Annotated in this window: 12 protein-coding genes; 5 read left to right on the plus strand and 7 right to left on the minus strand. The window is 72.6% G+C overall.

Annotated elements, in window-relative coordinates; translation table 11 throughout:
• Nucleotides 1–26: 26 nt before the first annotated feature.
• The 3 genes from BLQ63_RS01195 to BLQ63_RS01205 are packed head-to-tail and all read right to left on the minus strand — an operon-like array spanning nt 27 to nt 3,561.
• Nucleotides 27–1,157: a bifunctional 2-methylcitrate synthase/citrate synthase gene (locus tag BLQ63_RS01195; protein WP_091027318.1), complete on the minus strand. Its 1,131-nt coding sequence runs from the start codon at nt 1,155–1,157 to the stop codon at nt 27–29.
• A complete protein-coding gene (gene prpB / locus BLQ63_RS01200; protein WP_091027319.1) occupies nt 1,154–2,059 on the minus strand; it encodes a methylisocitrate lyase in 906 nt (301 codons plus the stop codon). The genes BLQ63_RS01195 and prpB overlap by 4 nt, the downstream gene beginning before the upstream one ends.
• Nucleotides 2,059–3,561, minus strand: coding sequence for an MmgE/PrpD family protein (locus BLQ63_RS01205; RefSeq protein ID WP_091027320.1), 1,503 nt, complete (start codon nt 3,559–3,561; stop codon nt 2,059–2,061). The genes prpB and BLQ63_RS01205 overlap by 1 nt, the downstream gene beginning before the upstream one ends.
• 154 nt (nt 3,562–3,715) lie before the next feature.
• Between BLQ63_RS01205 and BLQ63_RS01210 the strand changes: the two genes are divergently transcribed.
• The 3 genes from BLQ63_RS01210 to BLQ63_RS01220 all read left to right on the plus strand — a co-directional run bounded on the left by BLQ63_RS01210 (nt 3,716) and on the right by BLQ63_RS01220 (nt 7,427).
• Nucleotides 3,716–5,134: a short-chain fatty acyl-CoA regulator family protein gene (locus tag BLQ63_RS01210; RefSeq protein ID WP_177154769.1), complete on the plus strand. Its 1,419-nt coding sequence runs from the start codon at nt 3,716–3,718 to the stop codon at nt 5,132–5,134.
• A 90-nt stretch (nt 5,135–5,224) separates the two neighbouring features.
• Complete coding sequence (locus tag BLQ63_RS01215; protein WP_091027322.1) at nt 5,225–6,847, plus strand: copper resistance CopC/CopD family protein; 1,623 nt, start codon at nt 5,225–5,227, stop codon at nt 6,845–6,847.
• Nucleotides 6,848–6,884: 37 nt separating this feature from the next.
• Entirely contained in the window at nt 6,885–7,427 is a 543-nt protein-coding gene (locus BLQ63_RS01220) for a maleylpyruvate isomerase N-terminal domain-containing protein (protein ID WP_091027323.1), read from the plus strand.
• Between the two features lie 55 nt (nt 7,428–7,482).
• On the opposite strand, the gene BLQ63_RS01225 is transcribed toward BLQ63_RS01220, so the two are convergent.
• The 3 genes from BLQ63_RS01225 to BLQ63_RS01235 are packed head-to-tail and all read right to left on the minus strand — an operon-like array spanning nt 7,483 to nt 10,246.
• The gene (locus tag BLQ63_RS01225) at nt 7,483–8,046 is read right to left on the minus strand and encodes an N-acetyltransferase (RefSeq protein ID WP_091027324.1); all 564 of its coding nucleotides are present in this window, start codon (nt 8,044–8,046) and stop codon (nt 7,483–7,485) included.
• The gene (locus BLQ63_RS01230) at nt 8,036–9,541 is read right to left on the minus strand and encodes an APC family permease (RefSeq protein WP_091027325.1); all 1,506 of its coding nucleotides are present in this window, start codon (nt 9,539–9,541) and stop codon (nt 8,036–8,038) included. The genes BLQ63_RS01225 and BLQ63_RS01230 overlap by 11 nt, the downstream gene beginning before the upstream one ends.
• Nucleotides 9,542–9,574: 33 nt before the next feature.
• A complete protein-coding gene (locus BLQ63_RS01235) occupies nt 9,575–10,246 on the minus strand; it encodes a GOLPH3/VPS74 family protein (RefSeq protein WP_091027326.1) in 672 nt (223 codons plus the stop codon).
• 254 nt (nt 10,247–10,500) lie between these two features.
• Here BLQ63_RS01235 and BLQ63_RS01240 point away from each other — a divergent pair, with 254 nt between their 5' ends.
• Together BLQ63_RS01240 and BLQ63_RS01245 are read left to right on the plus strand one after the other, a co-directional pair.
• Entirely contained in the window at nt 10,501–11,373 is an 873-nt protein-coding gene (locus BLQ63_RS01240; RefSeq protein WP_091027327.1) for an alpha/beta fold hydrolase, read from the plus strand.
• 168 nt (nt 11,374–11,541) lie between these two features.
• On the plus strand, nt 11,542–12,186 hold the full coding sequence (locus BLQ63_RS01245; protein ID WP_091027328.1) for a hypothetical protein: 645 nt from the start codon (nt 11,542–11,544) through the stop codon (nt 12,184–12,186).
• Between the two features lie 7 nt (nt 12,187–12,193).
• Here the strand turns inward: BLQ63_RS01245 and BLQ63_RS01250 are convergent, their stop codons facing one another.
• On the minus strand, nt 12,194–13,420 hold the full coding sequence (locus BLQ63_RS01250) for an ROK family protein (RefSeq protein WP_091027329.1): 1,227 nt from the start codon (nt 13,418–13,420) through the stop codon (nt 12,194–12,196).
• Nucleotides 13,421–13,427: the final 7 nt, after the last annotated feature.

The raw sequence follows: 13,427 nt of genomic DNA on the forward strand, positions 1-13,427 counted from the left end.
ACCTTACTATTGCACATATCTTGCAATTAGGTGAGCACGGGCGCCGAGGCCGGCACCTGGCGCTGCTCCAGCCCCGAGTAGGCGCTCAGCGGCCGGATGAGGGCGTTCGCGGCGAGCTGCTCGATGACGTGCGCCGACCAGCCGGTGACGCGCGACATGACGAACAGCGGCGTGAACATCGGGATGTCGAAGCCCATGAGGTAGTACGCGGGCCCGGCCGGGAAGTCGAGGTTCGGGTGGAGGCCCTTGGCCTCCAGCATCGCCGCCTCCAGGTTCGCGTACATCTCGACCCACTTCCCGCCGCCGGTGCGCTCGGCCATGGCCGTGAAGGCGGCCTTCATGGTCGGCACGCGCGAGTCGGCGTCCTTGTATACCCGGTGCCCGAAGCCCATGACCTTCTCCTTGGCCGCCAAGCGGTCCAGGAGCCACCGCCGGGCGAGGGCCGGGTCGCCGATCTCCAGCATCATCCTCATGACGGCCTCGTTCGCGCCGCCGTGCAGCGGGCCCTTGAGCGCGCCGATCGCGGCGGTCACGGCCGAGTAGATGTCCGACAGCGTGGAGGCGACCACGCGCGCGGTGAACGTCGAGGCGTTGAAGGAGTGCTCGGCGTACAGGATCATTGAAATCTCGAAGCAGCGCAGCACTTCCGGCTCGGGGACCTCGCCGAAGCACATGTGGAAGAAGTTCTCCGTGAAGCCGAGCCCCGCGTCCGGCGGGATGCGGTCGAGCCCGCGGCGGCGGCGGTGGTCGTGGGCGATCACCGTGGGGAGCTTGGCGAACATCGCCTCGGCCTTGGCCTGGTTGGCGACCGGGCTGTTGTCGTCCTCGGCCGGGTCCTCGGCGCCGAGGCACGAGACGGCGGTGCGCAGCAGGTCCATCGGGTGGCAGTTGTCGGGGACGCGGTCGATGACGCCGATGGTCGAGCGCGTCACCTCCCGCTGGGCCCGTTCGCGGTCGGTGAAGCGCCGCAGGGCGATCGGGTCCGGCAGTTCGCCGTACCAGATGAGGTGCGCGACCTCCTCGAACGAGCGGGTGGCCGCGAGCTGCTGCACGGGGTAGCCGCGGTAGGTCAGCGAGTTGGTCTCGGGCACGACCTCGGAGATCGCGGTCGTGTCCACGACCACCCCGGCCAGGCCCTTGCGGATGTCGGCGTTCATGCGTCCCTCCCGGGGATCTCGAAGTCGTACAGCGCCCGGTCGAACTCGGCGTAGGAGGCGTAGTCGACCAGCTCGTACAGGCGGGCCCGGGTCTGCATCCGGTCCACCACGCTCGCCTGCGTGCCCTGCTCGTGCAAGGTGCCCAGCAGCGCCTCGACCGCGCCCATGGCGGCGCGCAGGCTGCTCACCGGCCAGATGACGGCGTTGTAGCCCAGGTCCTGCAACTGATCGACGGTGAGCAGCGGCGAGGCGCCGAACTCGGTCATGTTCGCCAGCAGCGGCACGTCGACCGCCGCGCGGAACGCCGCGAACTCGGCCTCGTCGCGCATCGCCTCGGGGAACACCATGTCCGCCCCGGCGTCCACATAGGCCTTCGCCCGGTCGATCGCGGCGTCCAGGCCCTCGACGGCCCGGGCGTCGGTGCGGGCGCAGACGACGAAGTCGGGGTCGGTCCGGGCGCGCACGGCGGCCTGGACGCGCCTGACCATCTCCGCGGCCGGCACGACCTGCTTGCCGTCGAGGTGCCCGCAGCGCTTGGGGTTCACCTGGTCCTCCAGGTGCAGCCCGGCGAGCCCGGCGTCCTCGAACGCTGCGATCGAACGCGCCACATTGGACACCTCGCCGAAGCCGGTGTCCGCGTCGATGAGCGTCGGCAGGTCCGTGGCGCGGGCGATCTGCCCGCCGCGCCCGGCCACCTCGGTCAGCGTCGTCAGCCCGATGTCGGGCAGGGCGAGGTCGGCCGCGAGCGCGGCGCCGGAGACGTAGACGCCGTCGAAGCCGTGATCGGCGACGGCCCGCGCGGCCAGGGGCGAGAACGCCCCCGGCAGCCGCTGGAGCCTTCCTGAGGCCAGGCCCTCGCGCAGGCGCCGGCGCTTGCGGGAAGGCGAGATCCGCTGCGTCATCAGAACAGTCCTCCGCGAATCGGTGCGGTGAGGGCCCCGGCCGGGGCCGCCAGATGCAATCGCCGGACCTCGTCGGCGTCGAGCCGGTCGACGCGGCACGCCAGGTCCAGGAACCGGTCCTGCTCGGACGCGTCGACCACGCCCTCGGCGAGCCGGCGGAACTTCTCGATGTACTGCTCGCGCGCGAACGGGCGCGCGCCCTTCGGGTGCGCGTCGGCCACGGCGATCTCGTCCACGACCCGCGAGCCGTCCTCGAGCGTCACCTCCACCCGGCCGCCGAAGGCCCGCCGGTCGGGGTCCGGGTCGTGGTAGCGGTCCGTCCACTCCGGATCTTCGACCGTGCGGACCTTGTGCCACAGCGCCACCGTGGACTCCCGGTGCGCCCGTTCGGGGGTGTAGGACCGCTCGTGGTGCCAGTCCCGGTCCTCCAGCGCCACCGCGAAGATGTAGAGGATCGAGTGGTCCAGGGTCTCGCGGCTCGCGCCCGGGTCGGTCTTCTGCGGGTCGTTCGCGCCCGTCCCGATCACGTTGTGGGTGTGGTGGCTCGTGCGGATCACGACCTCGGCGACCTTCGAGAGGTCCCCGATGCGCGGCGCGAGCCGCCGCGCCAGGTCGATGAGCGCCTGGCTCTGGTACTCCGCCGAGTGCTCCTTGGTGTAGGTGTCCAGGATCGCGCGCTTGGGCTCCCCCGCTTCGGGAAGCGGCACCTCGTAGCGGGCGTCGGGGCCGCCGAGCAGCCGCGCGATCACCCCGTCCTCGCCCTCGTAGACCGGCGACGGCGCGCCCTCGCCGCGCATGGCCCGGTCGACCGCCTCGACCGCGATCTTGCCCGCGAACGCCGGCGCGTACGCCTTCCACGACGAGATCGCGCCCTTGCGGCTCTGCCGCGTGGTCGTCGTGGTGTGCAGCGCCTGGCCCACGGCCTGGTACACCGTGGCGGCGTCCAGCCCCAGCAGCGTCCCGACGCCGGCCGCCGCCGACGGCCCGAGGTGCGCGATGTGGTCGATCCGGTGCTCGTGCAGGCAGATCCCGCGCACCAGGGCGACCTGGATCTCGTACCCGGTCGCGATGCCGCGCACCAGGTCCCGACCGTCGAGGCCGCGGTGCTGCGCGACCGCCAGAACCGGCGGGACGTTGTCGCCCGGGTGCGAGTAGTCGGCGGCCAGGAACGTGTCGTGGAAGTCCAGCTCCCGCACCGCGACCCCGTTCGCCCACGCCGCCCACTCCGGCGAGACACGGACGTCGGCCCCGGCGCCGAACACGCCCGCGCCGGGCCGGTACGGGTGCGCCAGCGCCTGCGCCCTGGCGTTCGCCACCGGGGAGCGGCGCAGCGAAGCGGCCGCGACGGCGGCGTTGTCGATGACCCGGTTCCCGATCATCTCGGCCACGTCGGCGTCGACCGCCACCGGATCGACCGCGACCTGAGCGAGTCTCCACGCGAGCTGGTCCTCGCGCGCCAAGTCCTCCACGGACGCGTGGGCGCGGACGGCGTGTGTCTTCAACTGGCATCTCCCTGCACTGCTTCGACGCATCGGATCGAGGAGTAGGTTCACAGTATGCACAGATCCTGATCCGCCTGAAACAGCTGTAAATGTGGTTTCTTGTGGAAATTTTCGGGCACGATTGTGAATCTTGTGAAAGGACGTGGTCATGGCGTTGAAGAAGGCGAAGGTCGGGCTGCGGCTCCGCCGCTTCCGCGAGGAGCAGGGCCTCACCCAGGCCGCGCTCGCCTCGGCCCTGGGCATCTCGACCAGCTACGTCAACCAGATGGAGTCGAACCAGCGGCCCATCACCGGGCCGGTCCTGCTGCGCCTCGCCGAGGTCTACGACGTGGACGTCCAGCGCTTCTCCGCCGCCGAGAGCGACCGCCTCGCCGCCCAGCTGCGCGACGCCCTCGCCGACACCGCCCACGCCGAGCAGGTGCCGCCCGCCGAGACCCGGGAGCTCGCCGAGGGCGCCCCCGAACTCGCGCGCTACGTCGTCGACCTCCACCGCCGCTACCGGCACGCCCTGGAGCGCAACGCCGCCATGAGCGCCGAACTCGACGCCGGGGCCTCGCCCACCGCGTACGAGGAGGTCCGCGACCTGTTCTACGCCAAGCGCAACTACGTGCCCGAACTCGACGAGGCCGCCGAGCGGGTCCACGCCGAGGCCGGACTCGACCCCGCCGACCTCCCCGGCGGCCTCACGCGGCTGCTCCGCGACCGCCACGGCACCGCCGTCGCCGCCCTGGACCCCGCCGAGCAGGCCCGCACGAAGCGCCGCTTCGACCCCGAAGGCCGCGTCCTGCGCCTCTCGGCCCTGCTCAGCCCCTCCCAGCGCGCCTTCCAGCTCGCGACCCACCTGGCCCTCGCCGAGTTCTCCGACCTCATCGAGCCGCAGGTCGCCGCGGCGGACCTGTCCGGGAACGAGGCCCGGGCGCTGGCCCGGATCGGCCTGGCGAACTACTTCGCCGGGGCCCTGATCCTGCCCTACGGCGCCTTCCACAGGGCCGCAGAGGAACTGCGCTACGACATCGACCTCCTCCAGCGCCGCTTCCACGTCGGCTACGAGACCGTCGCCCACCGCCTGAGCACCCTGCAGCGCCCCGGATCACGCGGCGTCCCGTTCTTCTTCGTGCGCGTCGACCGCGCCGGGAACATCTCGAAACGCCAGTCGGCCACCGACTTCCACTTCTCCCGCGTCGGCGGCACCTGCCCCCTGTGGAACGTCTACGAGGCGTTCTCCCAGCCCGGCGAGATCCGCACCCAGCTGGCGCAGATGCCGGACGGGCGCGCCTACCTGTGGGTCGCGCGCACCGTCACGAGCAGCTACGGCGGCTTCGGAACGCCGACCAAGACCTTCGCGGTGGGCCTGGGCTGCGACCTCCACCACGCCCACCGCCTGGTCTACGCCGACGGCCTCGACCTGGCGAACCCGGCGGCCCGCACGCCGATCGGCCCCGGCTGCAAGGTCTGCGACCGCGACGGCTGCCCGCAGCGGGCCTTCCCCGCCATCGGCAAGCCCCTCGAGGTCACCGACCACCGCAGCCGCTTCACCCCCTACCCCTCCACGACCGAACCCGACAGTCGATAAAGCACCGCCCGCCTGAGAAAACCACGCCCGCAACCGAAGTCCCCGCATCCGAAATATTGATTTGCGTCAATTCTTTGGGATGATCGGAACGTGACCGTCCTCCACCGACCGGCACCGGCGGGAGCGCGACTCGCGGTCCTGGCGGCGCTGGCCGCCCTCATCCTGCTCCTCGCACCCGCCGCCCCCGCACGCGCCCACGCGGCCCTCCTCTCCACCGACCCTGAGGACCAGGCCGCCCTCGACGAGGCCCCCACCGTCATCACCCTGCACTTCAGCGAACCGGTCCAGCCCGTCCCCGACGGCGTCGAACTCATCGGCACGGACGGCACGACCTACGTCGCGGCGGCGACCGCGAACGACCGGGACGTCGTCGTCGCCACCGGCGGCCTCGGTGATGGACGGTTCTTCCTCAACTGGCGCGTCACCTCCGCCGACGGCCACCCCATCGCCGGCGTCCTCGAATTCAGCGTCGGCGACGCCCCGCCGCCCGGTGCCACCGACGACCAAGCGGCCCAACCCGTCCGGTGGCCCGTCATGGCCCTCGCCGCCCTCCACTACGCGGGACTGCTCCTGTTCGCCGGCCTCCTGTGCTTCAGGATCGCCATCGCCCGCGGCCACCGGCCGCCGCACCCGCGCCACCGGCTCCTCAGGACCGCCGCCGCCACCGCGATCGCCGCCACGGTCCTCGCCGTCCCCGTCGGCGCCCTCGACGCCGCCGGCCTCCCGCCGTCCCGCATCGCCGACGTCGCCGCCTGGAGCGACCTCGCGCGGGCCGAGACGATCCTCCTCGCCGCCGCCACGACCCTCGGCCTCCTCACCGCCTACCGGTGCTTCACCCGCGGGCTCCGGCCCGCCGCCCTCACCGCCGCGTCCCTCGCCCTCGCCGCGCCCGCCCTCACCGGCCACACGCGCACCTACGACCCCGGCTGGCTCATGACCGCCGCCGACCTCGTCCACCTCGCCGCGGGCGCGGTCTGGCTCGGCGGCCTCGCCGGGCTCGCGATCCTGCTGCGCACGGCCACCGACCCCGCCGCCACCGCCGAAGTCGTCGCCCGCTTCTCGACCTGGGCGGCAGCCACGCTCGCCGCCCTCGGCGCGAGCGGCGTCACCATGGCCCTCGTCCTCCACCGCACCTGGTCGAGCCTCCTCGAGTCCGAGCACGGCATCGCGCTCCTCGCCAAGCTCGACCTCGTCGCCCTCGCCGTCGCCCTGGCCGCCTGGAACCGGTACCTGCTCGTCCCCGTCGTCCGCAAGGCCGCGGGGGACTGGGCGGGCCTGCGGCGCCTGCGCCGCGTCCTCCTCGGCGAGGCCGCCGCGGTCGCGCTCGCGGTCGCCGCCACCGGCGTCATGGTCAACCTCAGCCCCGCCGCCCCCGAACCCCCGCCTTCCGAACCCGTCGCCATCACCGCCGACCTCGGTCCCGGCACGGTGAACGCCGTCCTCGACCCCGGGCGCGCCGGCGAGAACACGCTCCGCTTCGCCCTCTACGACGCCCAGGCGCTGCCGCTCGACCCGGTCGAACCGCCGATGGTCCTCGCCTCGCTTCCCGCCCAGGACTTCGGCCCGGTGCAGGCCGCCGTCGAACTCGATCCCGCCGGCGGCTACCTCGCCGTGCTCGACCTGCCCCTCGAAGGCGGGTGGGAGATCGAGTTCCACGTGCTCGCCGCCACCGACGAGCACTACATCGCCACCGCGGCAGTGCAAGTCGACTGACGTCCAATCGTGACCTCGGCATCGGTACGATGTGGCCATGACCACGGAGCGAGCCGAATTGCTGAATGTCCTGCGGGTGGCGACGCACCGACTGGTCGTCGCGGTCGAGCGCATGTCCCAGGAGGAGGCCGCCGCCCCGTCGCTCCTGCCCGGCTGGACCAGGGGCCACGTGATCACCCACGTCGCCAGGAACGCCGACGCCCTGCGCAACCTCCTCGACTGGGCGAGGACCGGCGTGGAGACCCCCGCCTACCGGCGCGCGTCGGACCGCGTGGCCGACATCGAGGAAGGCGCCGGGCGCGACGTCGACGACCTGCGCGACGACCTCGCCGAGAGCGCCGAGGCCTTCGCGGCCGACGCCGAGATGCTGACCGACGCCGCCTGGCTCCACGAGGTGCGCGTCCTCGACGGCCCCCTCTTCCGCGCCGCCCTGCTGCTCCCGCGCCGCCTCACCGAGGTCGAACTCCACCACACCGACCTCGGCATCGGCTACAAGGCCGCGGACTGGACCCCGAAGTTCGCCGCACTGCGCCTGCCCGACCCCATGGCCGCCTGGCGCGAGGAGCGCAAGTCCTGGTGACACCGCACTGACGCGAACGGCCCCGGCCATCGAGGCTGGGGCCGAACGCGTCGCGTCAGCGGGCGGGGTGGCGCCACATCGGGTACAGCGCCGGACCGCCCTTCTCCAGATGGAACGGCCGCGCATGGGTCCGGTAGCCCAGGCTCCCGTACAGAGCGGCGGTCTCCGGCGACACGGCCTCCAGATACGCGGAGGTCCGCGCCCGGTCGAGCCCCGCGTGGACCTCGTCGAGCATGGCGGTCGCCAGCCCCTCGCCGCGCCGCTCCCGGCGCACCCCGACCAGCGCCACATAGACGTGCGGCTCCGACGGGTGGTGGTGCTCCATGAGCTTGTCCAGGTGCGCGAACCTGCTCGTGTGCTCGCCGCAGGCGGCGCGCAGCCGCTCGTCGTAGTCGGGGATCGGCGCCGGCGGCGTCGTGTGGTCGAACCAGACCACGGCCCCGTCGAGGTCGCCCGCGGTGGCGATCCCGCCGTGCGCCTCGGCGTGCGCGGTCAGGATCTCGAACTGGCCCAGGACCGCCTTGCGGCGCTCGTCGACGTCGGCGACGAGCCACTGCGCGGTCGGCAGATCGAGGAACGCCTCGGTCAGCATCGCCGCGACCTCGGAGCTAGCGGCCACGGGCCACCTCCGCCGAGACCTTGACGTCCCCGGTGCCCTGGACGAGGGTCGCCTTGGCGCCGTAGCCGATCCCCGAGTACACGTCCGGCTTCGCGCGCTTGAGGTACGCGGCCCAGCCGGCGCCCAGCAGCGCGAGCGCCGCGAACACGATCGGCACCAGGCGCGGCAGCGGCGAGCCCTGCTCCACGCCCAGGAGCGTGTGGAAGTGGAGGACCGACAGGAACAGCACGCCCGCGAGGGCGACGCACGCCAGGACCGGCGCGATCCGCGTGTGCCACAGGGATTCCCCCTGCCTGTCGCGCCAGAAGTAGACGACCACGGCGAACGCGCACGCGGTGATGAGCGCGAGCAGCCCGATCCCGGCCGACGTCCCCAGGTAATAGAACAGGTGCAGCTCCGGGTCGAGCCCGAGCACCGCCCAGACGACGATCACGATGCCGCCCACAGCGGTCTGCGCGAGCGAGGCCGCCCACGGCGCGCACGCGCGCACGGAGGTGAGCCCCAGTTTCGCGGTGACGACCTGCTCGCGCCCGAGCGCGAACAGGTAGCGGGCCGTGGTGTTGTGGAACGAGAGCGCGGCGGCGGTGACCGAGGTCAGCAGCAGCACCCTGCCGATCGTGCCCCACGCGTCGCCCAGCTGGTCCCCGGCGAGGCTGAACATGAGCCCGGTCGGGTCGGCCGCGGCGGCCGCGACGACGTCGTCCTCGCCCACGGCGGTGATGATCGACCACGACGACGCGATGTAGATGAACGCCAGGATGCCGATGGTGGCGACGGTGGCGCGGGCGACCGTGCGGCGGCGGTCGCGGGCCTCCTCGCCGTACACCGTGGGCGATTCGAAGCCGATGAACCCGACGACCGCGAGCGCCAGGACCGCGCCGGCCGCCTCGCCGCCGAGCGCGGTGGGCGACAGGGGCGCGAGCGAGAGGCCGTCGGCCGGATTGGCGAAGTTGGACGCGCTGAACAGCAGGATCACGGCGATCTCCACGACCAGGAGCACCGCGAGCACCTTCGCGTTGATGTCCACCGCGCGAGTGCCCAGGAGCCCGATGAGGAGCCACGCGACGAGCGCCGCGGCCCACCACGGGACGGTGAGCCCGGCGCTCGCCAGGACGCCCTCGGCGGTGACGCCGAGCAGGCCGTACAGGCTGGCCTGCATGGCGCAGTAGGAGGTCGCCGCGACCCACGCGGCCGCGACGCCGGGGATGCGGCCCAGGCCCCGGGCGATGAACGCGTACATGGCGCCCGCGTTGGTGATGTGCCGGGACATCGTCGTGTAGCCCACGCTGAACAGCCACAGGCACGCGGCGATCACGATGTAGCCCAGGGGGATGCCGATCTGGCCGGCGACGGCGAACATGACCACGACCCCGCCGGCGATGACCGTGAGCGGTGTGGCCGCGGTGAGCGAGAAGTGGAGCAGGCTGAAGGTGCCGAGCTTGTCGTGGGCGAGGGTCGATCTGACCGCGCTGGGCGGCGCTGAGGTGGCTGGCATCGAGGTGGTCACTCCTTAAGGGATGAAGCGGACTCAGAAGTTGCCGGTGATGGCGGTGTCGGCCACGGCGGCGGCGAGGTGGCCGTGGACGGACTGGAGCGGGGCCGGGAGGGAGCGCGTGTGCGAAAGGGCGTATTCGCGCGCGCCGTAGGGCGTCTGGGAGTACAGGGACTTGGACAGTCCGACGGCCTCGGTCAGGGCGACGAGGAACGCGTCCGCGAGCGGCATGCGATGCTCCATCGAGGACAGGTGTCTGCGGATGCGGGCCAAAGGGGCTTGGGCGACGAGCGCGTCGGCCGGCTCGTACGAGACCTGGGACGCCTTGCGCCAGCGTGATCGCCGCTCGGTGCGGTGCATCAGCCCGGTCGTGACCATGTGGTCGGCGGTCTTGGCATAGAGGTCGGAGACGGCGAGGAAGTCGAGCCATTCGGGCACGGGCAGGGGTTCGGGCTCGGCGCGGACCAGCTCGGTCAGCCACAGCCCCAACGAGTCCGTGGGCGGCGCGACGCCGATGTCCCGGGGCGCCAGCTTGGAGCCGTCGCTGGACCAGACCGCGAGGTGGCCCGAGAGGACGAGTTCGGCGACGAGCGCCGCGCCGAGCCCGAGTTCGGCCACCCGCGGTGCGACGGCGGGTTTGTAGAAGTCGTGGTGGGAGGTGATCAGCAGCGCGTCGTACACGAGTCTGGGGGCGGGTGCGTCGGGCACCGGGGGTAGTCCTTCCTATACAGGGTGATTCATCCGAGAACCATACCGTTGCCCTTTCCACCACGCCATATCGGTATTGCAGATGATTTGCAGGGATCGCTCCCGCGATGCATCCCATTACCCGAAAAGCCTGCATGTCATGGGTGAACGACCGCTCACATCACGTCGCCTCAGGACGGTGCGGACCCGGCGGCGGGACCGCGGATCCGCCCGCACCCGTATCGCTCGGCCGCGATCTTGGGCACAATGCATACATGTTCGAAGGATTCACCGAATGGGACATCGAGGTGTCCTCCGGGGTCGTGCTCCACGGGTGCTCCGGCGGCACCGGCCCCGCTCTCGTGCTGCTGCACGGGCATCCGCGCACCCACGCGACCTGGCACAAGGTCGCGCCGGTCCTCGCCGCACAGGGCCTCACGGTCGTGTGCCCCGATCTGCGCGGCTACGGCCGCTCCAGCAAGCCCGAGCCCGACGCCGAACACCACGTGTACTCCGACCGCGCGATGGCCGACGACGTCATGAGGCTCATGACGGTCCTCGGACACGACCGGTTCGCGATCGCCGGCCACGACCGCGGCTCCTATGTGGCCTACCGTGCGGCCCTGGACCATCCCGAACGCGTGAGCGCCCTTGCCGTGTGCGACGGCGTCCCGATCCTGGAGGCGCTGGAGCGCGCCGACGGCCGCTTCGCCGCCAAGTGGTGGCACTGGTTCTTCTACGGCGCCTCGCCGCACGCCGAGCGGGTCATCACCGCCGATCCGATGGCCTGGTACGAGCCCGACGTGGCCGCGATGGGCGGGGCCAACTACAAGGACATGGTCGAGGCGGTCACCGACCCGCTCACGGTGCGGGCCATGCTGGAGGACTACCGGGCCGGGCTCACCGTCGACCGCGCCAACGACGAGGCCGACCGCGAGGCGGGCCGACGCATCGAGGCCCCGACGCTCGTCATGTGGTCCTGGCACGACGACATGGGGGAGCTGTACATCGACCCGGCTGCGATCTGGGAGTCCTGGTGCGAGCTGCCGGTGCGCCAGGCGGTCGTGGAGTCCGGCCACCACATGGCCGAGGAGGCCCCCGAGCAGGTCGCCGAGTTCCTCGCGGACTTCCTGGCCCAGGAGCGCTGACCGACCCGCGCGGCATCGACGCCGCGCCGCACGCGGCCGGCGGGAGATCCCGGCCGGGCCGCGGCCGCCGAGGACGCCACCGGGTCGGAGGCGAACGGCATCGCGCCCCCGCCCCCTAAGATGGCGCGCATCGCCGCCGTTTCGGGATCGGGGGCACGAAGGAGAATGATGGCTTCGGGCAATGCGCGACCGGGCAGGGCCGAGCGCCAAAGGCGCCACGCGGAGCGCGAGAAGCAGCGGGCGGAGGCCGCGCGGTTCCAGAAGCGCGTGACCTGGACATCGCTGGGGCTCATCCTCGCCGGACTGGTGCTGGGCCTCGGCGCCGGCGCACTGGGCGCGGCCGAGGTCTACCCGTACGAGCAGGCGATGACCGTCTCGCTGGCCGTCATGGCGGTCTTCGTCGGACTGGGGCTGTTGGTCGCCGCGTGCGCCGGCATGTACGTGATGGGCGGCTGGAGGGCGGCCCCGTTCGGCGCGGTCCTCGTCGCGGGCATCGCCGTGCTGGCCTGGGGCGTCGCCCAAGGCGACCGGGCGTGGCGCGATGTCGGCGTCGTCCTGCTCGCGATCTCCTGCGCCTCGTTCTGGGCGGTCCCGGCGCTGCTGTCGCCGCGTGCCGCGGCGAAGCCGCGCCGGCCGGCGACGACGGCGAAGTCGGCGGGCCTCGGCGGCGTGCTTCTCGCGGGCGCGCTGATCGCCGCGGTCGGCTACGCGACCGACCTGTGGTGGGTGCTGCTGTTCGGCGCGCTGGCGGTGGGCACCGCCGCGGGCGCGGGGATCGCCATGCGGGCGGAGGACCGCCGCACGAGCCCCTAGGGCGTGTTCACAGCGCCGTGGGAAGCCTCGTGGTCACCAGGCCGACGTCGCTGAGGAAGCGTTCGAGCGCGATCGTGGCGATGCCGGTGGCGACGGAGTTGCCGCGCACCGTGGAGACCTCGATCGCCAGGCCCGCCGCCGCGTCGCCGGGGGACTCCTCGATCACGCGGCGGCGCACGGCCGGCACGAGGTGGCCGCCCAGCGCCCACGCGGTCCATCCGGTCAGCGTGATCATCTCGGGATTGACGATGGCGACGAGGTCGGCGATCGCGGACCCGAGGTAGCGCGCGGTGAGGTCCATCGTCTCGCTCACGGCCGGGTCGGGCGAGGGCGGCTCCAGCGCGGCGGCCAGCGCCCCGATGAACTCGCGCTGCGTGGTCTCGGCGGCGAGCGGATGCGCGGGGGCGATCCCGGCGAGGGTCTGCTGAATGCCGGAGGCGCCGACATAGGCCTCGACGCATCCCTTTCGCCCGCAACGGCACTGGCGCCCGTCGAGGGCGAGGAGGCTGTGGCCCCACTCGCCCGCGAAGTTCGTGGCCCCGCGCAGGATCGTGCCTTCGAGGACGATCCCGGCGCCCACGCCGGTGCCGAGGTTGATGGTGATCATGCTGGCGTGCCGCCGGCCCTCGCCGAACCACAGCTCGGCGGTCGCGATCGCCTTGAGCGGGTTGTCGATGACGATCGGCAGGTCGATGCGCTCGCGCAGCCGGTCGACGTGGGGCCAGGTCGCGTCGGGCACCACCGCCGACACGCCTCCCCAGCCGGCCATCCCGCCCGGCAGCGAGATGCCGACCCCGAGGACGTCGGCGCGGGCGACGCCCGCCTGCCCGATCGCGGCGTCGAGCGCGCTGACGATGCGGTCGACCACGTAGTCGGCGTCGTCGTCGTGCTCGTCGGCGGCGACCTCGGCGGAGGCGAGCTCGTCGAGCGCCGCGTCGAACACCGTCGCCCTGATGTAGGTCTCCGCGACGTCGACGCCGACGATCCGCCCCCGGTTCCCGTTGAGCCGCAACGAGGTCGTGGGCCGGCCGACGCGACCGCCGGTGCGCCGGGCCTCGATGACGAGGCCCCCTTCGATCAGGTCGCTCACCACGGTCGCGACGGTCGCGTTGCTCAGGCCCGTCACGCCGACCAGGTCGCCCCGGCTCGCCTCGCCCGCCAGCAGCAGCGCGTGCAGGACGTCGAGTCGCGACTCGCTGCGGATGTCACGTGAGGTGCGCCGGGTGACGGCCATGTCGGCT

Source organism: Glycomyces harbinensis (genome assembly GCF_900101745.1).
Taxonomy (GTDB): domain Bacteria; phylum Actinomycetota; class Actinomycetes; order Mycobacteriales; family Micromonosporaceae; genus Glycomyces; species Glycomyces harbinensis.

Excerpts from the sequence above, each read along its gene's own strand:
- BLQ63_RS01250 (WP_091027329.1), bottom strand. The coding sequence starts at position 13,420 with ATGGCCGTCACCCGGCGCACCTCACGTGACATCCGCAGCGAGTCGCGA.
- BLQ63_RS01240 (WP_091027327.1), top strand. The coding sequence starts at position 10,501 with ATGTTCGAAGGATTCACCGAATGGGACATCGAGGTGTCCTCCGGGGTC.
- BLQ63_RS01220 (WP_091027323.1), top strand. The coding sequence starts at position 6,885 with ATGACCACGGAGCGAGCCGAATTGCTGAATGTCCTGCGGGTGGCGACG.
- BLQ63_RS01230 (WP_091027325.1), bottom strand. The coding sequence starts at position 9,541 with ATGCCAGCCACCTCAGCGCCGCCCAGCGCGGTCAGATCGACCCTCGCC.
- BLQ63_RS01195 (WP_091027318.1), bottom strand. The coding sequence starts at position 1,157 with ATGAACGCCGACATCCGCAAGGGCCTGGCCGGGGTGGTCGTGGACACG.
- prpB (WP_091027319.1), bottom strand. The coding sequence starts at position 2,059 with ATGACGCAGCGGATCTCGCCTTCCCGCAAGCGCCGGCGCCTGCGCGAG.
- BLQ63_RS01245 (WP_091027328.1), top strand. The coding sequence starts at position 11,542 with ATGGCTTCGGGCAATGCGCGACCGGGCAGGGCCGAGCGCCAAAGGCGC.